Below are 20,683 nucleotides of genomic sequence, written 5' to 3'. Positions count from 1 at the left end.
CCAAATAAAATAAATAATCAAATGAACACATTTACAGTAAAAGCTTATGGGGCAGAGTCCACCACAGCAGACCTGAAAGAAATGAATATTGAAAGAAGAGAGATTACTTCCAAAGATGTAGAAATTGAAATTCTATACTGCGGAGTATGCCATTCTGATCTTCATACAGCAAGAAACGATTGGGGTGGAACCCTATACCCTGCTGTACCTGGACATGAAATTGTAGGAAGAATTACAAAAGTGGGAAGTGAAGTGTCCAAATTTAAAGTAGGTGATCTTGCAGGAGTAGGATGCATCGTAGATTCATGCGGGCATTGTAACAGCTGTCAGCATGATCTTGAACAATATTGTGAAAATGGATTCACAGGAACTTATAATGGAAAAGATAAGCATTCGGGAGGTCATACTTTTGGAGGGTATTCTCAAAAAGTGGTGGTAGATTCTCATCATGTGCTAAAGGTTCCTGAAAATCTTGACCTTGCTGCCGTTGCACCGCTTCTTTGTGCAGGTATTACAACATGGTCTCCTCTAAGACACTGGAATGTAGGGCCAAATTCTAAAGTAGCTGTTGTAGGACTAGGCGGATTAGGACATATGGCCATTAAGCTAGCCAAAGGGTTAGGTGCCGAAGTTACCTTATTTTCAAGAACCCCAGGAAAAACTGAGGATGCTAAGCAATTGGGGGCGGATCATGTTATTATTTCCACAGACGAAGAACAGATGAAGTCGGTAAAAGGAAAATTTGATGTGATCATTGATACGGTTCCTTATGTACATGATGTAAATCCTTATATAACGACTTTAAATATCAGCGGAACGCATGTTCTTGTGGGATATTTAGGAGGTCTGGAACCTATTTTGAATACCGTTCCTATGATCTTGGGAAGAAAATCTGTGGCAGGATCTGTGATCGGAGGTATTGCAGAGACTCAGGAATTACTAGATTTCTGCGGGGAGCATAATATTGTTTCAGAGATTGAAATGATCAAAATGCAGGATATCAATGAAGCCTATGAAAGAATGTTGAAAAGTGATGTGAGATATCGTTTTGTAATTGATATGCAATCGTTATAATTCTTTCTGTAAAATAATAAACAAGGGTATTCAAATTGAATACCCTTGTTTATTATTTTAGGTTGTTACTAAAGACATTCTGATTTTTATCAACCCGATATCTGTTTCCTTCAGCACATTGATGATCATTCCTTTCCATATCCTGAAATGCCCACTCTGCCATAGCATCAATAACAGGAGCCAGTTTGTTTCCAGCTTCACTTAATTTATAAGTGACATGAGGTGGAACTACAGGCTTTGCAGTTCTTATAATCAATCCGTCTGCTTCAAGCTGTTTCAGATGTTGAATTAGCATTTTTTCTGTAACAGCAGGAATTGCTTTCTTCAGTTCACTATACCTTTTCTCTCCTGTAGAAAGGTTGAATAGGATAATAGGTTTCCAAAAACCTCCAATCCTTTCCATAACATACATTACAGGACAATCCTGCACTATCTTTCTGTTTTCCTGAATGGTTGAACTTTCTTTAATTGCTGCCATGATGACACATACTTTAGGGTAAGTACTTGTATAAAAGTAAGTACAAATATAACTTTGTCTCATGAAATAAAAAAATATTTATCTATGAAATCGCAGTCATTTGATCAAATTGATCAGGACGAGTCAGTACTCAGCAATGCCATGGTCATTAAAAACAATAAAAAATCTACATATGAAAATTATTATCACAGGATCACTAGGAAACGTTGCCCAACCATTAGCAAAGCAATTGGTAGAAGAAGGACACGACATCACTGTTATCAGCAGCAGTGAAGGAAGAAAACAAGATATTGAATCTTTAGGAGCGAAACCTGCTATCGGCTCTATTACAGATGTTGATTTCTTAACCCGGACTTTTACCGGAGCAGATGCTGTATTTGTGATGACACCACCTGCCATCAGTGCCGAAAATATCGTTCAGAATACAATCAATGCCGGAAAGAATTATGCGGAAGCATTAAAGAAAACCGGGGTAAAAAGAGCGGTCATGTTAAGCAGTGTGGGAGCAGCATCACCTGTAGAAAACGGTCCTATCAAAGGACTTCACCATATCGAAAAGCTTTATAATGAAATTGAAAACACATCATTTACCTTTTTAAGAGCAGGTTATTTTTATACAAATTTCTTCAATGATATCCCATTGATTAAAAACGCAGGAATTATGGGTGGAAATTATTCTGAAAACACAGAAATTCCTGTAGTACATCCAACAGATATTGCCAAGGCAGCTGCAAAGGAATTGGTAAAAAGTGAGAGAGGTAAAAATATCAGATATATTGTAAGCGACTCCCGAAAAGCATCTGATTTTGCTAAAGTATTAGGAGCATCAGTTGAAAAACCTGAACTTCCCTGGGTGGAATTCTCAGATGAAGATTCTTTCAACGGAATGCTTCAGGCTGGTTTGCCACAAGACATGGCCAAACTCTATGTTGAAATGGGGCAGGGAATGAAAACAGGAACTGTACAAAAAGATTTTATTGACCACGGATCTCCAGTAAACGGAAGTGTTAAACTGGAAGATTTCGCTAAGGAATTTGCTGCTAAGTTTTAGGCTGAAATTGAAGGATAAAACCGAAATTTGCTAGTATAAAATAAAAGACCCTCCTGTCTGGAAGGTCTTTTATTTTTTTTAAAAACAAGCAAACCTGTAAAGTACAGCCTGCAAAAAATAAGGGTAATAATTAGTTTTTAATTAATTTCAATGCCTTATTCTCTGTACCTGTTTTTATAAGTACCAGATAAAGACCTTTTGTCAAACCTTTAACGTTCATTTCAATTTTTGGTCCCTTCTGCTTCTTCAGTGACATTACTTGTCTTCCGGAAGCATCATATACATAAACATCTACATCTCCTTTATTATTAGATGGAAGCATAATCCCCGTAACATCGTCTGCCGGATTAGGGACTAGTCTAATTCCTTCTTCCGATTTCACTATATCTTTTACTCCAAGAGAAGAAGTAGGAACGATAGATTTAATAAGCCATCCATAAGAAGCAACCTCCGGATCACTTACCAAACGGAGTCTTACAGCAATTTCATCTCCAGAAGCAAATGCCCCTAAATTTAAAGAACTATTCTGGAATAATGTTTCGTTTACATTGGCTGCAGAAAGAGCTGCCCCTCCATTATTCCAGTTACTGAATGACGCTTCATCATAAACACCCATTGTAGTCCAATTCACAAGATCTTTAGATCCTTCCACATAAGCAAAATCGTATCCTGCCTCAGTAAGAGCCATATGTCTCATTGTCATTGCTGAAGCTTGTCCTACAATAACAGGTGTTTTGATATAGGTTTGATAGGTAGTATTGTTTGCGTATGGATGTCCAATATTATTCAATACATTATAAGTGAATTTATTAGATACATTATCTACTACAAATTTACCTGAACCAACATATATATCATTGGAAGTAAAGGCCGGGACATTAATTGCGGCAGCTCCACTATTAAAATTGATAATATCAAAAGACTTTGTATCCTTGATAGTTTCCTTTGTTCCGTTAGCATATATTCCGGTTACTGAAACAGAATGAATTCCTTCCGATAAAGTTGAAGTGGTCGTAAATGTATAATCTGTATTAGGCTGAGTACTCGATATTGTTGACACATAAGCATTGTCAACATAAACCTTCAGGCTTGTAATTTGCGGATTTGTATAATTAAAGACAGCCTTAGCTTTCATATCGTGAATAGCTACCTGATTTGCACTCTTGATTATTGGACGTGAAACATATTCAGGAAGTACATAGGTTGCCAATTCAGGAATAGTAGCTGTCCAGACTCCTCTACCATGAGTAGCAAGAACCACCTGGTCATTTACAATTTTCATCTGCCAGATAGAAACCGGCGGCATTGTAGTTACCAGAGACCAAGTTGCACCCCCATCTACTGTTTCAAATATTCCTATATCTGTTCCTGCCCAAAGAATTCTGTCGTCAAAAGGCATCTCAATTAAGCTATGTACCGGTACATCTGGGAAACCTGTAGATGTAGATCCTGTGCTGTATCCTGAAATATCCGTCCATGTTGCTCCAAAATCATTGGTTTTTACCACTTTCGGCTGAGCTGCTACAGAAAACAGCACATATGCTCTGGCTTCCGTTGTATTTGATGGTGAAATTCCACTGATATAGTAATTGCCTGTCGTTGGGAGATTACCTGTTGTTTTTACAAAAGTAGATCCATTATCTTTTGAAACATTAATTTTATATGTTGTTCCTGTTCCTCCTGAGGCAGCAGATCCAGCCCAAATAACATCAGGATTTGCTACTGATACTTTTACAGTGGCAAATGAAGCATTTCCGTTCCATGTTCCGTTGTTTGCTGCCGTAAAAGTTGTCAAGCCCCATGTTCTTCCAAAATCCGGGGACTTCCAAACTCCTTTAGAAGATACCGTAAATATAACATCCGGATTATTATTAGCATTGGCTAGTTTAGAATAGAACGGAGATGATGCTGATCCATAGTCTGCATTTCTGGCTGTAAAGCGACCGTTAAGGCTTACCCCTTGTTCTGTTCTTACAAAGTTATTGTATTGTGAACCAAATATCATTTCGTTAGGCTTATTATAGTTCCAAAGGGCTTCAAACCCATCTCCACCTAATAAAGATAAGTAGTTTGAAGTGCTTGATGACGGAGCTGTAAGGGTAGCTGATGAACCATTATCCTGAGCTCCTGTGACATAAACATCTGCACCATTCTTTTTGTCTGCACCGTAAAACTGTGTGGTATTAAGTCCTGTAACAGGATTACTCCAATCTCCCTGAGTTTCCCCCGGGTTTGTTTTATATTGTGTAGAATATACTCCGCCGTCATTCGTAAGCAGTAACCTGAACTGGGCAGGATTTGCAGGATCTACCTGACAAACAATACCATGTTGATCAGGATGCACTGCTGTGTTCAGATATGCTGTATTATACCCGCTTGCAATAGAAAGTACATTGTACGAGTTATCTGTAGTATCTACAGTAACTTTTGCAACAGAAACTCCGCCTATATAAATAATATTTTCATTAAAAGGATGTGCTGCAATAGCATTGTCATACCATCCCTGATCACCCAAAATCTCCTTACTGTTCCCAGTTTTATAGGTTAATGCTTGAAAACTGCCTCCTGCATTGGCAGACATATACACTGCTGTAGTTGATCCTTCCTGGCAGCTTAAGTAAATTTTATTCTGATTAACCGGAGATACAGCGATTTCCATTCTTTTTATTGCTTTATTAAGTGCCAGAGCATCAAATACTTTTGTCCAGGTTGCCCCACCATCTGTAGATTTAAGAACCCCTAAAGTATTAACAGAAGCATATATTGCACTGAAATCGCTGGTTGCTACAAGGTCTTGTGTAGAAGTATAAGTGGTACCACCTACCGTTGATCCTGTAAATGTCTGATTCCAGGTTGTTCCACCGTCCTGGGTTACATAGATTCCTTTTGAAGTAGCTGCTAATAGGTGATTTGCGTTGGTAGGACTCACCAATAATCTTCCTACATCCCCAAAAGCAGCAGTATTCAGTAATCTTGTCCAATGTTCTCCTGCATCTGTAGATTTTATAAGCCCTGTTCCTGTAATTTTATCTAAATTCCCAAAAGGTTCTCCTGTTCCTGCATACACAACATTAGCATTCTGAGGAGAAATGGCAATAGTAGAAGTAGCCAGGTTAGGAACCGCAAAATCTGTTGTATTTTTCCAGGTTGTTCCCGCATTATCAGTAATCCAGACGCCACCTCCTACTGATCCTACATACCATTTATTAGGATCCTGAGGCGAAACTACAATACTTCTGTCCCTCCCCGGAATATTATTAGGACCTCTTTCGGTAAACACAACATTGTTAATAGAATAAGCTCCATTTTTAGCGGCAATAGAAGATTTTTGCTTAGCTTGTTTAAGAGTAGCACTATTGAGAGCCTTATTATACTCCTTCAGTAAATTTCCATCTTCATAAAGCATTTTGTTTGTACCAATAGGCATTGTAATCTGACGTCTATATTCTGCCATCTCCTCAATCCCTTTTTTCTCTTTGGCTCCAGCTTCCTGCTCTCTTAATTTTTTATCCGCACGGTGTCCCAATACCATTTCACCAGGTTTTGCCATACTCATCAGCAACTCCTTTCTAAGCTGGATTTCTTCAGTTCCATCACCAAAGTTTTCAAAAACTTTACTAAACTTTGGATCATTGTAAGCAAGTATTTTTTTCAGGCTTTGCTCTTTTTGTACCTGAGCATAGACTTTTTTTTTCATCCGAAACTTTAATGTTATCCTGTTCCGTGGATTCTTTTTCTTTCTTTTTCACCATCCCGTCAGTGGTTGATGATGACGGCGGGCGGCTGGTGTCTGCTTGTGTATTGAAATGCTGGCAGGCATTCAATAAAAAAACAGCGCTTATTACCATTACTCCGTTTCTGATGTAGTTTTTTTTCATGTCGTGGTTATTTTATAGGTATTACAATTTGATTGTCACTTTCTTTTTGTCTACTTCCAGCTCAGATTTTATCATTTTACGATAAGGTATTATGACCAGCATATTGTCTGCTTTCCAATAAATAGAATCTGCAAGTAACTTTGTTTTTTCTTTTTTAAGAATATTCGTTTTGGCCTCTGTTACATAATAAGTAAGCCATCTGCCCGGTTCAAGAGGGTTATCTTCGAATTGGTAAAAGAGAATAAACCTGTTGTCAGGACTCAGTTTTGTGGAGTACTTATTTTCCATGTCATTACTTAAATAACTTGTTTGAGCAGAGGGTTTACAGCAAATCAGGAACATTATTATGATACTGGCAAAAATTTTCATAAACTTCGAAATAATTCACTTTTAAATATATAAAAATACAATGTAGAAATTATAAAAAAAAATCACAAAAAACAACAATTCTACAATCTATATTTATTTTAAATAATATTTATGCATATATTTTATGTGTTTATTGTATTAAAATCAGTTTCGGCGCACCTTTGGTGCGCCGAAACTGATTAAGGAATTAATAAAAAATCGCAATACATTCTTGCATTGCGATTCTATTAAATTAAAATCTATTTTTTATCTTTTAAAATCTTTTCTAAAACGTTCAACTTTCCATCGATCGGCTGATCAATTTTTAATCCTAAAACCTCAGCAACTAAAGGATAAACATTGACATTAGCAAATTCATCAATCTTTACATTATTTTTGAATTCCGGTCCCCATGCGTAAAAAGTTGCCTTCATTTCAGGAACTGTTCTTGGATTGTACCCATGTTTCCCTACAGAAGTTTTCTTGCCTTTTTCCAGAAATATTTTCGGAGCTTTCGGAAGGAGAAGAATCTGTCCTATTCTATTGTATTGATCATCTCTTGTTGCAAAGTGCAGATATTTTGGTAATTTTTTATCTAAATACACATCGTAGTCCCCTGTTTTATGAGCTTTTAATTCTTTATAAACAGCTTTTACCTCATCTGGATTTTTAACATACACTCTCAATAGCGTCTGCGAGTTGTAAAAATCAAATCTGTTTTTATCAAAAAGAAGAGCCGGAATTTCCAATGGTGTTCCGCCATCTACTTTAATCATCCCGTGGTCTGAAACAAAAACAAAGTTGACATTTTTTAACCCTAAATCATTGACTTTTTTCACTAAGTCTCCTATTGCCTGATCAATCAGGTGAACGGCTACCTCTGTTTCTTTGGTATCTGGACCAAAATGATGTCCGCTTCCATCTACTTCCGGGAAATACAGTGAAATAAAGTGCGGTCTTCTATCTTCCGGTAATTTTAGCCAGTTCACTACTTTTTCTACTTTCTCAGAGGGAGTAAATTTTTCATGATACGGATAGTAATAAGAAGGTCTCGTTCCTCCTGCATCACTGGCAGATCCTACCCACATTAAAGATGCTGATACCATTCCCTGCTTTTCCGCTAATCCCCAAAGAGGAGCTCCGCCGTACCAGCTCCCATCTTCTGCATTTTTTTATTGCTCATCGCGTAGGTTTCTTTTCTCTTATAATCATAGAAAAAGTTATCTATTAAACCATGATGAGATGGATAAAGTCCGGTAATAAGACTCCAGTGATTGGGAAAAGTAATACTTGGATAACTTGGAATCATAGCTTCTGCTTTCACTCCATTCTCAGAAAGTTTCAACAGATTTTCAGCATTGTATTTTTTAGCGTAATCATATCGAAAACCATCTGTGGAAATCATGATAACATAAGGTTTTGACTGATTTTCAATGCTATTATGACGGCCAGGCACTACTACTTGAGCAGTATCTGCAATTCCTTGCTGGCCAAAAATAGTGAAAGAAATAAACAGCAGTAAAAAATGGATTCCTCGCTTCATTATTTTAAAATTTTCGGCAAAGTTACATTCTCTACTGCTCCCTGAAAAGTTTATGGGATTAAAAGTATATTAAAACCTTTTAATTTTTTAATTGAAATAAAAAAGTACCTGATTAAATGTTACGCTTCATTTCAAACTGTGATAACCAATTTTGAAGGCCTATCTTTTTCTCAAGAAATACAGCCGTTTTATTGGACGCTTCATCTACATTATTGATAGCAATGGGCTGTCCGTCTGCTATAGCTGCAAAAAGTCCAGCACCTACCCCCTGGTTTCTATACTCTTTATGCACTGCAATCTGATGTACTTTTCCAGAGGTAGGATTGTAAATGATGTAACCTACCAGATTCTCACCAGCATAGGCTCCTAAAGCTTTAAAGTTTTCCGGCATGGGATTCAGTAAAAAAATAGCACCTTGCCATGAAGGTTCTATATCCCAGAAAGACTGAAGTTCTTCCCATTGGAAATCTTTCATTTCTTTGATCGTAACATCGATTTTCACTTCCCCGGAATTGATATTTCCTTTAAAACAAAGTAATCTCCTGATCTTTGTAAATCCTAAGTTTTCATATGCTCTGATTGCGCCCTCATTTCCTTCAATCACTTCCAGCAGTAATACATCTGCATTTTTTTCTTTTAGAACAGGAATGATAAAATCATACATTTTTCTTACCAACCCTTTCCCTCTGCTTTCTGGTATTACTCCGGTTCCACCATTGTAAATAATCTTCTGTCCGTCTTCCATTTTTTCTGCCTGAAGAATGAAGCTTACTAGTTGATCATTTTCAAAAGCACCTACTGATAGATTCATATCTAATTTTTCAGTGGCAATTTTAGCAATAAGTACTTCTTTGGTCAAATGAAAAGGAACAATATAATCAGAAAAAGAATGATTAAATACGGCTAAAAGCTCTTCTATATCTACATTTGCTAAAGTTTTAAACTCCATGGATCTTTATTTTTTAATTTATTGATTCTACAACTACCATTCTCTTCCAAGGTCTTCTTTCCAATCATAAGGCATCAATTCTTTTAAAGTCACAAAAATATCATTCTTAACTTCTATGACAGCATTAAGGTTTTCTTTAGATAACTGGCTCATTAATTCTCTGCAGCGTCCACAGGGCGGAATGGCATTTCCATCACTTCCCACCGCTACTACTGCTTTAATATAATGCTCTCCATTCTTCAACATTTCCGCTACAGCACTATGTTCGGCACAAAATCCCATAGAACATGCTGTATCAATACTGATTCCCGTATATATATTTCCATCTGCTGTTTCAATAGCAGCGGCCACTCCTCCATATTCTATAAAATCATTTAATGTTTTGGATTTCGCCAACTGGCTGGCTATTTCCTTTAAATCTCTCATGGGTAAAGTATAAAGTTTCTTATTATTTAAATACCATTGGACGGCTTTCTTTTCTTCTCTTTTGATAAACGGATCTTTTCCTTCATTGTAATCATTACCATCAAACCATTCCATGGTACTGAGCTTTTCTTTTAACTGCTGATATTCCTCTCTTATCTCAGGATGAGTACGAAGATAGTCCCGAAACGCAATATGGCGAAGCCAATGTTCTGATGAAACAGGAATTGTATGAATGTGAGCTATGCGATGACGATGATTGTGAAGTTCTTCAGGAATTTCAGATTCTGAATAAATAACTTCCGGAAATCCCAGATTATGAGGTTGATCTGTAAGCTTAATGAAGAAACGACGATACGGCATATCTTCATTGTACTTTTGATAATACACATAATCTTTTCCTTGTAGTAATGGGGGAACTTTATCGAGTTCTGATTCATCTTTCACCCCAATCATAATATCTATAATGGGTTTGGCTGATAATCCTTCTACTGACGTACTTCCAATATGCTCTATGATTGGATGCAACAAGCCAATATTCTTCTCCAGTTCACTTTTAATAGATTCAAACTGTTCTTTCCAGAAAGGATTGTATTTTTCAAAGATAATTTTCATGAGATTCCAGTTGTACACAAATATATGGAAATTCAATGAGTCCCTTTAGAATAAAGCATTTCAATAGTTTTCAAACTGATCAATAAAAAAATACCTCCGAAAAATCAGAGGTATTCTTTTGAATATTTAGGTGTGTTTTTTTACGATTATTCTTTAATAAGTTTTTCGTAAGATGTACTTCCGTCTTTCAACAGCATTTCAAAATAATAAATTCCGGATTTCAGATCTTCAATATTTATTTTTTCTTGGCTTGGTCTTAATGATCTTACTTTTCTTCCTGTACTTTCATAAATATCAATAGATTTTACGCTATCGAAATTCTTAAGGCTTACCGATGTTTTGGCAGGGTTAGGATAAAGAATCATTTTTTTAGACTCTGCTACCGTTTCATTTACAGATAAAGTACTGGCTGTCATTGTTAATACTGCGTATCCTCTGCCTGCATCATGATAGCCCAAAGCAGAGCCCCCGCTTTTACGAGAGTAAAAGATATTGATTGTTCCTGCGGCATTAGCAATTGCAAAATCTCCCGGCCCTCCCGAAAGTGATCTCGTAGCAACAATTGTTCTGGTACTTCCTGAAACGGTATTGGATGTTTCAGTCCAGTCCTGTACAGGATCGGGATTAGGGGTCGTCTTTCCTATAAATGTATAGTCTCTGCTGGCAGAAGCATTGTAAATAAATCCATCTGACCCCGATGCCATACCACCGGTATCTACACCGTTTCCTCCAAAACCAATTCCTAACATAGAATTGCTGTCACCTGTTACTGTCATGGTTAATCCCGATGGGGTAGTATCTAATTTCACCGTCATACCGGTAGCCGAAAGAGGTACCGTTCCTGACGAAAACTGAGCCCAGGCAAAGTTTGCAAGGACCATACTGAGTGTAAGTAAAGTTTTTTTCATATCAATTTTTTAATAGATTTATAATTTCTTTATTGTCTGCCTTTAAAGCATATTCGAAGGGAGTCATTCCCATTGAATCCTTTAGTGTCTTATCTGCCTTGTATTTCAGCAGTAGCTCTGCCAACTCTTTATTACCGAATTTTACAGCCCAGAACAAAGGGGTAAATCCTGTGGGGTCTGCAATATTGGGATCTGCATTTTTCTTTAATAAATCTTCTACCAGCTTTTTGTTATATTTTACAGACAGTCCTGCCAAAGCAGTTCCTTCTTTGCTTTTATAGTTGACATCTTTAACATGATTAATCAGAAATTCTGCTACTTCTACATTTCCTCTGTAACAAGCCAAAATAAGGGGTGAGAAACCATTTTCATTAATCTGGTTGATGATATCCGGATTCTGTTTCATCAGGTCTTTTACTTCTGTGACTGTTCCGCTTCTGGCAATATCAAATATTGATTTTTCTTTTCCCTGTCCCCACAATAAAGAGTTCAGAAATATGCTTACTATAATGATCAGACTTTTCATTTTATCAGTATATAGTTATATTCAACATTTACATTTTCAGCAATTTTTTTAGTAACCACCTTAGGTATTGTTACTTTATAATCTGCCGGTTTTGCCACAAAGCTTCCCTGCATATAAATCTTTCCTTCTTTTGTATATATTGAGGCGGCAGAGGCTATTGTTTTATCTACACCATGGAAGTTTAAAGTTCCCTGAACTGTATATTTTTGCGGGCTGGCTGTCAATTTTGATTTGTCAAATCCTACAATTTTTCCTTTAAATGTAGTTTTAGGAAATTTAGCAGACTCCGCATAACTTTCATTGAAGTGTTCTTCCATCAACTTCGTTTTAAAATGGAAGTTTTTAACGACAGAAACAGATGCCATTTCTCCTGTATCAGCATTAAGAATGACCGTATTATTATCATCTTGGGCATAGATATCATCAAATAGAGGTACTGATGCTTCAAATGTTAGTTTACCGGTTTTTGAACTGTATTTCTGGGCTGAAGCATATCCGGCAAAAAGCAGAACTGCAGTCAATAATGTTAGTTTTTTCATATCAAATATTTAGTTTTCGGTTAATCCATCAGCTTTCCATTTAATAAATATATTAATCTGAGTTGCAGATAATGAACCTCCTTTAGGCATTTTTCCTGGGTCTCCGTTTGGTCTTTGAATGCGATCCAAAATTCCGTCTATATTACTTTTAACTTGGTCATAAGTGGCTAAAGGTTTAAAACTTCCTGCAGAATGGCAACCTATACAGTTGTTATCCATAATCGGCTTTATATCTGTTGTATATTTTACAGGTAAGATGATGGGCTTATTTTCTGAAACTTCTTCGTAAGTTCTGCTTTCACAGGCAATGATCACCACAGCCAATGATAGGGTCAGTATGTATTTTGCTCTTTTCATATTAAAAAACTCTGTAAAGATTAAACCCAAAGAAAATATGTCCTTTCCCCCAATTTCCGGTTGCATTCGTAAGATATCCTATATCTGAATTGATCTGGGAATTTGTGAATAAAAGCTGGAAAACATGTCCTCCGGTTTCTATATCCATCCCTAAAGACAAAGGATTTTTATAGAAACTGTGATTATCGAAATTCACAAAATATTCTGCATTTATAGAAATTCTTTTTGAAATTTTATAGCGTCCGCCAAGACCTGCTAAAAACTGATTTTTATCTTCAGTAGAAGGTTCGTAAAGATTCTTATGTACATATGAAGGAGTAAGCTGCAATGAAAACTTATCACTAAACCTTCTGGAAATTAAAGCCTGTGTAAGATAAGATAACCTGTCACTAAACGTAAGGTGGGGATATGTATCTTTATCAAGGGCTGTATTTACCCCCATCACATTGTAGCCGACAATATCTACCGGGAAGTTTTCGTTTTGTCTTACTAATTTATATTTTATGCCGCCTTCAAAGGTTTTCATATTCGTTTCTCTGGAAAGACTTAGGGATATGGCATCTGTAACACCATAGATTACTCCAAGTTTAGTAGAAGCATTATCCAGCCCAAAAAAATCTTTAAAACCTGCACTTACATCACCAAACCGGTGTGCAACAACCATATACCATTCTTTTTTGGCAGCAAGTTTAGTGGATTGCCCCGTTACAATCTGCAACGCCTTGAATGCAGGCTGCGAGGTATCCGAATTGGTTTTAATAGTATCAATATCTTTCAGCAGATCTTCCTGTGCAAAGGCAAAAACTGATGAAAATACTGATAAAAATAAGAGAGTTTTTGTCATATAACAATTTGTATTAAATTATGATATGACAAATCTATCGTCTTATCAATTCAAAAATGTGTGATAAAAGTCACCAAGAAGATTGTTTTTATCAATCATAAGGTAAAAAGTTCTAAAACAATATAAATTAGATCAATCTAACATTTTCGTTTATTGCGACTTTGATTCCTTCTTTAGTTTGTAGAATCTCTCCATCACTTTCAATTTTTTTCAACACCCTGCTTACCACTTCTCTGGAAGTTCCAAGATTATTAGCAATCTCTCTGTGGGTAATTTTTATGGGATTATTTCCGGTAGCGGAAATTTGTTGTTTGATATAATTAAGAACTCTTTTATCCAGACGATGAAAAACAGCATCGTTCACCATGCTCATTACTTCAGAAAAACGTCTGTCATATTCATGATAAAACAATTTATTGATCTCAGGAAATCGCAGCAACCAATTATGCATAATGGACACAGGAATAAGCAACGCTTCTGAATCTTCCTCCGCGACAGCGTATACTCTGCTTATGTAATCTGTAAAAATAGAAGAAAAAGTCATCAGGCAACTATCACTTTCTTTGATATAGTAATAGATCAATTCTCTCCCATCATTAAGCGTAAAAACTTTTATGGATCCTTTAATTAAAAAAGGTACATATTTATTCTTTTGTCCTTCTCTTATAATTTCGGTTTTAGACTTTATTTCTATTAAAACAGCATGCCTCTGAAGCTCATCCATAAAGTCGTTTCCCAGAAAACCGAATTTCTGAATAATAAATTGATTGCTCATATCCTTTCTGTCAATATTTTATAACAAATATAAACATTAGAATAAACCATCCATCAATAAAATAAAATTTTACAATTATCAATAGAAAAACAACATAAAAAGGTACAATATCATAAATACTTTACTAAAAAACAATCAAAAACATTAAGAATATATAACAAAAAAACTGTTCCATAAAAATGAAACAGTTTTTATCAGAATTCTTATTTAAGATCAGAACCTGTATTTAAGATTTACTCCATAAAAGAAGTACGCTTTGTTAGGCCCTGGATTAAGATCTGTGGCTACTCCTTTAGGATACCCACTTCCTGTATCGGAATCATTAATATTATTCCCTAAGAATAAAAAGGTATAATTGATCTGATTAGTAAGATTATTACCCATTACATAAACATCGACATCCAGTTTATTAAAGGATTTCTTAAAGCCTAATTTTGAGTTTAGCAACCCAAAACCTTTTACAAGATTGGAATTTCCGAAATCTGAGTATACATTTCCAAGATAATTATAGGTATTTACAAGATAGAATCCTGGTTTCGTAAAGATATCTAACCCTACCGCGTATTTATTCCTTGGAACTCCTACCACAGTCTTATGATCATATACCATTAATTTTCCTACCGTCTTTCCTGTAACAGGGTCTATATATTTCGGATCATACATGGAAAAGTCTTTATACTTTGTATCATAATAAGAAAGGTTTACAAACGGAACAATTCTTTCAACAAAAGAATTTTCTGTTTTGTACTGATATCCTACACTAACTTCCAAACCTGTATTTTTCTGGCTTCCGGTATTAGCCCAATACGTCTGATTAGCTGCATTTCCCGGAATTAACAACTGAGTAAGTTTATCTGAATAGTCTATTCTGAATGCTGAAATACGATAATCTATTTTAGTATTCATTAAAAGCCCATGCACACTGAAATCTATCATTCTCGCACGCTCAGGTTTTAAATCATCATTCGTCATATTAGTACCGGTGATATATGATGAAGCTGCTGTAGGAGAATTATACCCTTCACTATAGCTCAAATTAAAGATCTGATGTTTCCATTCTTTCTGTAAAGCAAAGTGAGGCGTGTACGCCATGTCATATTTTTTGTTGAATGATTGGTCCTTACGCCCGGCAATCAAGCCTGGCAATGCATAAAGATCTTTTCTATCATAATTTGTTCTATTAGCGCTTACACCTGCCAACAAGGTAAGTCCCCAGGGTTTATATGTAAGATAATCAATCACAAAGTATGTGGATTGATTGTTATTATATTTAAAATAAGAAGCTCCACTCATCCCCGTTGTCTGCAAAGGCTCAGTTTCAGAACCTGTAAATCGGTAGCTTGAAGTAGTAGATACTGAATTTTGAATTTCTGCTCCAAAGTCTAAACGGTTTTCAAAATCTTTAAACTCATTCTTTAATGTAAAGGTGGAACGTAATCCTACATTCGGAGCGCTTGTAATTCCATAGGCTCCAGCTGAAACACTTTCCGTATTTGCATTATAATAAAACAGGGTAGTATAATTTCTTAAATTGGAAGTAAGACTTACCATATTACTTAATCCTACTCTTGTTGATTTTATTTTCGTTCCTGAATTTTTTCGGATGTAAGCCGGATTTCCATTATCGATTCCTGCATAATAATCATCATAGGAAATCTGCCCAGAAGTATGCTCATAGGAGTACGCCTGGCTTGCAAAGAAACTTAACTGGTCTTTTTTCCCAGCTTAACGGTACCATTTACATTAAAGAAATTCTTCAATCCACCGCCATTAGGTCTATATCCATCTGTTTCAAGATGTCCGTATGCTGCACTTACAGAATAATTTTCATCAGCAACATTCAACTGCGTTCTCGATTGAAATGTTTTAAAAGCTCCAAACATAGCATTTTCTGAAACAGAGACTCCTTTTGTAAAATCAGGACGGGTGTAAAAACGGACTGCTCCTCCAACTCCGCCGCCATACATGGTTGCTGCAGGGCCTTTGATAACTTCAACATTGGTTACATAGGCGAAATCAACGTCATCAAGAACAGTTACCCCTTCAGCGTTGGTCAATGGCATATTGTTCCAATAAGCCTTCACTCCCCAGTTATTAAATTTCTGGTCATTTCCATATCCACGAAGAACGAGTCTCTGCCCACCAAAATTAGTTCGTTTATCTACCTGAAGTCCTGGCATTGTTGACAATGTCTGGTCAATGGCAGCAGGATTATTTCTGTTAAGATCTTCTTCAGAAAGCGTTTCTACAGATTGCCCGTGTCTTTTGAATTCTGCGCGTTCTTGTTTTATTTTCTTTCTACCAAGGATATTAACTTCATCAATTGATCCTTCCTGCACCTGTTGGGCATGAGCTATAGCGCAGCCTAACATTGCTGCTATGCATATATATTTTTTCATTATTTAAAAATTAGTTATCATTAATATTATATTCACTTTAGACAAAGTGCTGCTCCGGAGGCGGAATACTAATGGATAAATAATGAGTACTTTCTAATAGGTAATAGTGAATGGGTATTGTATTTAGATCCGGCATTAAAAGAAGAGGAAACTCTTTTCCATTAAGAATGGTAAAACGGGATGTTTTGAGCAAAACCTTCCTATGCCCCGGGAGATCGATCTGAGTTCTCAGGTTTCTTTTTTTAACGGTTAATTTTTTAGAGAAATCCACCAATGAATTAATGATGATATCTTTTTTATCAAGGTAACAGAAATAGATTTTTTTTCCATTTATTCTATTCACATGAACCACATCATAAGAAAATCCATTGAGCACAAATTCTTGATCTTCTTTCCATTCTGCTTTGGTAAGATCTTCTTCTGTAAAGCATACCGTTTTTGATTTCTTCAAAGGATGCCGGGCAATATTATATTGTGTATGTTCATATAATTTTCTTTTTACATGAGAAACAACCGTATAAGCAACATTATTAAATAACATGATGACCGGAATACATAAAAAGATAAAAAATAATTTTTTATTCAAAAATGAGTAATGTTTTAAGGAGCCAGTTCTTCCTTCATTTCTACTGAAATGAACTTTGGAATACTGATTCTATAGGACTTATTAGAATTTTTCAAGGTGTATTCTATCCAACTTTCTTTGAAGTTGGCCTTCAGCCTCGTACTTTCTACTGAGGCTCCTGCCGGTAAATCTTCAACATTTGCATCATTATTGTTTTTATATTGCAGACTGCCTTGTATGATAATACTATTCCCCGAGATATTCTGACTAAATGAAATTTTGTTTCCTTCTGCCATCAGGGATTTTATCACAACATTATTTTTTTTACTCAGTTTTACGGTATACATCATCCCCTTTACTCCGGCTCTTCCACCAGACCATTCTGTTTTTTCAGCAGAAATGATGGATACTGATTGATCCTGAAAATTGGATACTGGCATTCCACAAGAAGCCAGTACCCCAAATAATATTAATAATAATGGATAATTCATTTTTTTAATCATCATCACCTCCGGTACGGCCGATTACTAAAAAGTTACCGCTATACACAATTTCACCTTTATCTTCAGCTTTCAGAATATAATTACCCGGAATCATTTTCTGACCGAATTCTTCATCAGACTTCACATTCTTCTTGCTGTATACTAGTCTTCCAGCCTTATCAAATATGCTGATATCTACAGTACTATGATTAGTATTGCTAAATCTTAAACGGGCAATTCCCTTGGATGGATTAGGATAAACTCTGTTCGCCGTTCTTGGAGATACTGCTGTAGTTTCTGAAGTCGCCAGATTAGTATTGGTATTTTGAGTTGTCCAGGCTCCTCTCCCATAAGTAGAAACCAAAACTGTTTTTGTAGAAGGTCTGTAATCCAGACTTGTTACTCTTACGTTCCCAATATTTCCTGTTACTGATGACCATGTAGGTGCTCCGGAAAGGAAATTTCCTGTTCCCCATACTCCCAACTCTGTACCTACTAACACTTCATTAGGATCATCCGGATTTCTTAGAATAGTTCTTACTGGCATATCCGGCAGATTACCTTCTTTATTCTGCCATGATGTTCCGCCATCTGTTGAATAGAATACGCTAATCTGATTATAATTAGATAAGGTGAGTAAAATTTCATTTTCATTAGCTCCAAATTCTATATCTGAAATTGTCCCTGCAGCGGGTGATGTTAAAGCTGTAGATGTGTATGATGGTGTGTTGGCATTGGTAATTTTAAAAAGCCTTCCCAGGTTAGTTCCTACAAAGAGTGTAGAGGATGCTGTTGTATGAGGAGAAATTTTAAGCCATGAAACTTGCTCACCAGTCTGTGCTGTTCCTACATTAACCTGATCATTAGTGAATGTAGTCGCGGTACTGCTAAGCCCGGCTGTTCTGAAAAGCGTAAGCCCTGAACGGTAAGAATAAAAAACATCATTCATTCTATCCAGTGCAATTTCGTTTACGAAATGCCCCATACTTCTGTTAGCAGAAGTTGTAATCAGATAATTGGCATATGGTGTTGAATTCAGCAAATAATGACTATTATTGGTATAGCTGGAAATTTCATAATTATCCTGATCATCATATTCAGGGTACATTCCGTCTCCTCCGGTAGCAGCTTGTGTAGTTAAGAAATTATTAGCTTGAGGTACACCATACAGCCACCATGATCCGTTATCCTGCGCTCCAGCCAATAATTCTTCATTAGCAGGTGTTTTTGTAGGGTTAAGTACAGCCCCATAGAACTGAGTTACATTGTATCTTGTATTCCTTGCAACCATACCTCCAACAGCACCAATACTTTCTTTATTCGCAGCAAAAAAGATTCCCCCATCATTTCCAAACATCATTTGCCCTGTACTGTAATTATTGAATGGGTTAAATACTATAGCGTGCTGATCGGCGTGTACTGTAGAAACAGCCAGGTTGGCCATAGCATTATTATTAGACCATTTTGAAATCTGTGCCCAGTTCATTCCACCATCTGTGGATTTGAATAAATCAATACCTCCAATGTACAGTGTATTATCATTCAGAGGATCTGTTGTTATAACCAGATCGTAAAAAGATTGTCCTCGTGTAAAGTCATTGGCTGGAATACTGGTATCTGTAGCTTTAGGCAATTTAATAACCTGTGGTACATCAGAAGTAGACTGCCATGTAGCTCCACCATCAGCCGTTTTCACAATTCTGATAGGCTCTGCAGTTCCTACTCCCTGCATAAAAGCATAAGCTTTATTGGCATCCGTTTTCGAAAGCGTAAAATTAACTCTTGAGCCAGTATTTCCTACATTATAGATTTGATTAAAAGTATTTCCATCAGTAGATTTAAAAATTCTACCTCCTGAATCTATATTTGAAAAACGCGAACTTCTTGTGGAAAGCCATATCGAATTATCAGCGCCTATTTCTATTTGCTGGATCGAATATCCTGTTGTACTTACTACATTCGTTGTTGTATTCATGGCTAGCAGATTGGCATTCTTAGTAAAAGTAGTTCCGCCATCTACTGATTTATATAATCCGGCCTGGCTTAATCCCTGCCATCCGTCATTAAATGAAATTCCAACATATGAACCGCTTACTCCTGCATATATTTCTGAAACACCGTTATTATTCCTTACTTTAATATCATTGATATAAAAATTTCCATTTCTTACTCCATTAGAAGCATAAGTAACCGGAACAGTGAAAATCTGCGTCCATGTAGCTCCGCCGTCTGTAGTTTTCCAGATTCCTGAGCCCACTACGTCGGTTGTGGATGATTCTCCCGTACCTACATAAAATGTCTGAGAATTATTGGGATCATAAGTAATACATACTACGGAAGTATTTGCCCAGAATGTGCTTAAAGGCTGCCATTCGTTTGTACTCACGGAAGGATCCTGATTCACCCAAAGGCCTCCTGAAACTCCACCTGCAAAAACTCTTTTACCTGTAGGATCATTAGGATCATACATAATTGCTCTTGTTCTTCCTCCTACATTATAAGGTCCTCTTTCAATCCAGGGCTCATTGATTATTTTCCCTGCTGCAGATCCTTGGTTACCGGCAATAAAAGACATTGGCTGAGCAGCTTTGTACTGCCCCATCAAAATTTCCTTATTTACTTTTGCTAATCTTTCAAAATTAACATTCCCTGTAACAGGATCCATGGTTCTTTTATAATCCTCCTCGTTATATAAATCCGGAGGAGTTCCCATTAGCTTCGCATTCTTACGGGCTTTCTTAATATCTTTTTCATATTTAGCATAAAGCTCCTGCAAGTGCTTCTGATTAGCCTGAGGTTTATTTTGCTGCTGAGCATACATATTTATGCATAGTAAAGCAGCTGCAATAGGATAAAGTTTCATTCCTTTCAATTTTCAGCAAATTTAATTAAGAAAAACAAAATACTTTAACCTATATTAACTAAATAT

21 protein-coding genes are annotated in these 20,683 nt (G+C 36.3%); 2 read left to right on the top strand and 19 right to left on the bottom strand.

The annotated features are described in order from the left end of the window. Window positions 1-21: 21 nt before the first annotated feature. Window positions 22-1,074 carry an NAD(P)-dependent alcohol dehydrogenase gene (locus H5J24_RS01225; RefSeq protein ID WP_082811285.1) on the top strand — a complete coding sequence of 351 codons (1,053 nt, stop codon included), beginning with the start codon at window positions 22-24 and terminating at the stop codon, window positions 1,072-1,074. A gap of 52 nt (window positions 1,075-1,126) precedes the next feature. Here the strand turns inward: H5J24_RS01225 and H5J24_RS01220 are convergent, their stop codons facing one another. Further along, on the bottom strand, window positions 1,127-1,552 hold the full coding sequence (locus H5J24_RS01220) for a winged helix-turn-helix transcriptional regulator (protein ID WP_082811286.1): 426 nt from the start codon (window positions 1,550-1,552) through the stop codon (window positions 1,127-1,129). 172 nt (window positions 1,553-1,724) lie between these two features. On the opposite strand from H5J24_RS01220, the gene H5J24_RS01215 reads away from it, so the two are divergent. Next, window positions 1,725-2,603, top strand: coding sequence for an NAD(P)H-binding protein (locus tag H5J24_RS01215; RefSeq protein ID WP_068945212.1), 879 nt, complete (start codon window positions 1,725-1,727; stop codon window positions 2,601-2,603). A 130-nt stretch (window positions 2,604-2,733) separates the two neighbouring features. Here H5J24_RS01215 and H5J24_RS01210 read toward each other — a convergent pair whose 3' ends face one another. The 18 genes from H5J24_RS01210 to H5J24_RS01130 all read right to left on the bottom strand — a co-directional run bounded on the left by H5J24_RS01210 (window position 2,734) and on the right by H5J24_RS01130 (window position 20,617). Continuing rightward, a complete protein-coding gene (locus tag H5J24_RS01210; RefSeq protein ID WP_232815978.1) occupies window positions 2,734-6,300 on the bottom strand; it encodes a WD40/YVTN/BNR-like repeat-containing protein in 3,567 nt (1,188 codons plus the stop codon). Beyond that, complete coding sequence (locus tag H5J24_RS01205) at window positions 6,233-6,481, bottom strand: hypothetical protein (protein ID WP_232815977.1); 249 nt, start codon at window positions 6,479-6,481, stop codon at window positions 6,233-6,235. Before H5J24_RS01205 ends, H5J24_RS01210 begins: the two co-directional genes overlap by 68 nt. Window positions 6,482-6,502: 21 nt before the next feature. Next, window positions 6,503-6,769, bottom strand: a complete 267-nt coding sequence (locus tag H5J24_RS01200) for a hypothetical protein (RefSeq protein WP_232815976.1) — start codon at window positions 6,767-6,769, stop codon at window positions 6,503-6,505. A 320-nt stretch (window positions 6,770-7,089) separates the two neighbouring features. Next, complete coding sequence (locus H5J24_RS01195) at window positions 7,090-7,935, bottom strand: alkaline phosphatase family protein (RefSeq protein ID WP_283250756.1); 846 nt, start codon at window positions 7,933-7,935, stop codon at window positions 7,090-7,092. A gap of 14 nt (window positions 7,936-7,949) precedes the next feature. Beyond that, complete coding sequence (locus tag H5J24_RS25445) at window positions 7,950-8,372, bottom strand: alkaline phosphatase family protein (RefSeq protein ID WP_283250755.1); 423 nt, start codon at window positions 8,370-8,372, stop codon at window positions 7,950-7,952. A 112-nt stretch (window positions 8,373-8,484) separates the two neighbouring features. Further along, window positions 8,485-9,321: a GNAT family N-acetyltransferase gene (locus H5J24_RS01190; RefSeq protein WP_068944758.1), complete on the bottom strand. Its 837-nt coding sequence runs from the start codon at window positions 9,319-9,321 to the stop codon at window positions 8,485-8,487. 33 nt (window positions 9,322-9,354) lie between these two features. Continuing rightward, window positions 9,355-10,359, bottom strand: a complete 1,005-nt coding sequence (locus H5J24_RS01185) for a GrpB family protein (RefSeq protein WP_228407679.1) — start codon at window positions 10,357-10,359, stop codon at window positions 9,355-9,357. Window positions 10,360-10,505: 146 nt separating this feature from the next. Continuing rightward, window positions 10,506-11,267, bottom strand: coding sequence for a DOMON domain-containing protein (locus H5J24_RS01180; protein WP_068944759.1), 762 nt, complete (start codon window positions 11,265-11,267; stop codon window positions 10,506-10,508). 1 nt (window position 11,268) lies between these two features. After that, window positions 11,269-11,793 carry an ankyrin repeat domain-containing protein gene (locus H5J24_RS01175; RefSeq protein WP_082811287.1) on the bottom strand — a complete coding sequence of 175 codons (525 nt, stop codon included), beginning with the start codon at window positions 11,791-11,793 and terminating at the stop codon, window positions 11,269-11,271. Next, the gene (locus H5J24_RS01170) at window positions 11,790-12,332 is read right to left on the bottom strand and encodes a YceI family protein (protein ID WP_068944760.1); all 543 of its coding nucleotides are present in this window, start codon (window positions 12,330-12,332) and stop codon (window positions 11,790-11,792) included. The genes H5J24_RS01175 and H5J24_RS01170 overlap by 4 nt, the downstream gene beginning before the upstream one ends. A 9-nt stretch (window positions 12,333-12,341) precedes the next feature. Next, on the bottom strand, window positions 12,342-12,689 hold the full coding sequence (locus H5J24_RS01165; RefSeq protein WP_068944761.1) for a hypothetical protein: 348 nt from the start codon (window positions 12,687-12,689) through the stop codon (window positions 12,342-12,344). 1 nt (window position 12,690) lies between these two features. Continuing rightward, window positions 12,691-13,533: a DUF5777 family beta-barrel protein gene (locus H5J24_RS01160; protein ID WP_068944762.1), complete on the bottom strand. Its 843-nt coding sequence runs from the start codon at window positions 13,531-13,533 to the stop codon at window positions 12,691-12,693. Between the two features lie 127 nt (window positions 13,534-13,660). Next, window positions 13,661-14,308: a Crp/Fnr family transcriptional regulator gene (locus H5J24_RS01155; protein WP_068944763.1), complete on the bottom strand. Its 648-nt coding sequence runs from the start codon at window positions 14,306-14,308 to the stop codon at window positions 13,661-13,663. A gap of 213 nt (window positions 14,309-14,521) precedes the next feature. Further along, complete coding sequence (locus H5J24_RS01150; protein WP_346729981.1) at window positions 14,522-15,964, bottom strand: TonB-dependent receptor domain-containing protein; 1,443 nt, start codon at window positions 15,962-15,964, stop codon at window positions 14,522-14,524. Window positions 15,965-16,011: 47 nt separating this feature from the next. Next, window positions 16,012-16,707 carry a TonB-dependent receptor plug domain-containing protein gene (locus H5J24_RS01145; RefSeq protein ID WP_232815974.1) on the bottom strand — a complete coding sequence of 232 codons (696 nt, stop codon included), beginning with the start codon at window positions 16,705-16,707 and terminating at the stop codon, window positions 16,012-16,014. A 37-nt stretch (window positions 16,708-16,744) separates the two neighbouring features. Further along, window positions 16,745-17,293, bottom strand: coding sequence for a hypothetical protein (locus H5J24_RS01140; protein WP_232815973.1), 549 nt, complete (start codon window positions 17,291-17,293; stop codon window positions 16,745-16,747). A gap of 14 nt (window positions 17,294-17,307) precedes the next feature. Further along, window positions 17,308-17,763: a hypothetical protein gene (locus tag H5J24_RS01135; RefSeq protein WP_141395737.1), complete on the bottom strand. Its 456-nt coding sequence runs from the start codon at window positions 17,761-17,763 to the stop codon at window positions 17,308-17,310. 4 nt (window positions 17,764-17,767) lie between these two features. Then, window positions 17,768-20,617 carry a T9SS type A sorting domain-containing protein gene (locus H5J24_RS01130; RefSeq protein ID WP_068944767.1) on the bottom strand — a complete coding sequence of 950 codons (2,850 nt, stop codon included), beginning with the start codon at window positions 20,615-20,617 and terminating at the stop codon, window positions 17,768-17,770. Window positions 20,618-20,683 lie beyond the last annotated feature (66 nt).

This window comes from Chryseobacterium capnotolerans (assembly GCF_021278965.1).
Taxonomy (GTDB): domain Bacteria; phylum Bacteroidota; class Bacteroidia; order Flavobacteriales; family Weeksellaceae; genus Chryseobacterium; species Chryseobacterium capnotolerans.
The sequence above is the reverse complement of the archived record's forward strand: the minus strand, read 5'-3'. Positions and strand labels throughout refer to the sequence as shown.

Bases quoted from the DNA above. Each gene is read 5' to 3' on its own strand.
- H5J24_RS01170 (WP_068944760.1), bottom strand. From the start codon at position 12,332: ATGAAAAAACTAACATTATTGACTGCAGTTCTGCTTTTTGCCGGATAT.
- H5J24_RS01130 (WP_068944767.1), bottom strand. From the start codon at position 20,617: ATGAAACTTTATCCTATTGCAGCTGCTTTACTATGCATAAATATGTAT.
- H5J24_RS01185 (WP_228407679.1), bottom strand. From the start codon at position 10,359: ATGAAAATTATCTTTGAAAAATACAATCCTTTCTGGAAAGAACAGTTT.
- H5J24_RS01190 (WP_068944758.1), bottom strand. From the start codon at position 9,321: ATGGAGTTTAAAACTTTAGCAAATGTAGATATAGAAGAGCTTTTAGCC.
- H5J24_RS01180 (WP_068944759.1), bottom strand. From the start codon at position 11,267: ATGAAAAAAACTTTACTTACACTCAGTATGGTCCTTGCAAACTTTGCC.
- H5J24_RS01210 (WP_232815978.1), bottom strand. From the start codon at position 6,300: ATGAAAAAAAAAGTCTATGCTCAGGTACAAAAAGAGCAAAGCCTGAAA.
- H5J24_RS25445 (WP_283250755.1), bottom strand. From the start codon at position 8,372: ATGAAGCGAGGAATCCATTTTTTACTGCTGTTTATTTCTTTCACTATT.
- H5J24_RS01175 (WP_082811287.1), bottom strand. From the start codon at position 11,793: ATGAAAAGTCTGATCATTATAGTAAGCATATTTCTGAACTCTTTATTG.
- H5J24_RS01225 (WP_082811285.1), top strand. From the start codon at position 22: ATGAACACATTTACAGTAAAAGCTTATGGGGCAGAGTCCACCACAGCA.
- H5J24_RS01195 (WP_283250756.1), bottom strand. From the start codon at position 7,935: ATGGTATCAGCATCTTTAATGTGGGTAGGATCTGCCAGTGATGCAGGA.
- H5J24_RS01145 (WP_232815974.1), bottom strand. From the start codon at position 16,707: ATGAAAAAATATATATGCATAGCAGCAATGTTAGGCTGCGCTATAGCT.
- H5J24_RS01200 (WP_232815976.1), bottom strand. From the start codon at position 6,769: ATGGAAAATAAGTACTCCACAAAACTGAGTCCTGACAACAGGTTTATT.
- H5J24_RS01165 (WP_068944761.1), bottom strand. From the start codon at position 12,689: ATGAAAAGAGCAAAATACATACTGACCCTATCATTGGCTGTGGTGATC.
- H5J24_RS01155 (WP_068944763.1), bottom strand. From the start codon at position 14,308: ATGAGCAATCAATTTATTATTCAGAAATTCGGTTTTCTGGGAAACGAC.
- H5J24_RS01205 (WP_232815977.1), bottom strand. From the start codon at position 6,481: ATGAAAAAAAACTACATCAGAAACGGAGTAATGGTAATAAGCGCTGTT.
- H5J24_RS01160 (WP_068944762.1), bottom strand. From the start codon at position 13,533: ATGACAAAAACTCTCTTATTTTTATCAGTATTTTCATCAGTTTTTGCC.
- H5J24_RS01135 (WP_141395737.1), bottom strand. From the start codon at position 17,763: ATGAATTATCCATTATTATTAATATTATTTGGGGTACTGGCTTCTTGT.
- H5J24_RS01220 (WP_082811286.1), bottom strand. From the start codon at position 1,552: ATGGCAGCAATTAAAGAAAGTTCAACCATTCAGGAAAACAGAAAGATA.
- H5J24_RS01215 (WP_068945212.1), top strand. From the start codon at position 1,725: ATGAAAATTATTATCACAGGATCACTAGGAAACGTTGCCCAACCATTA.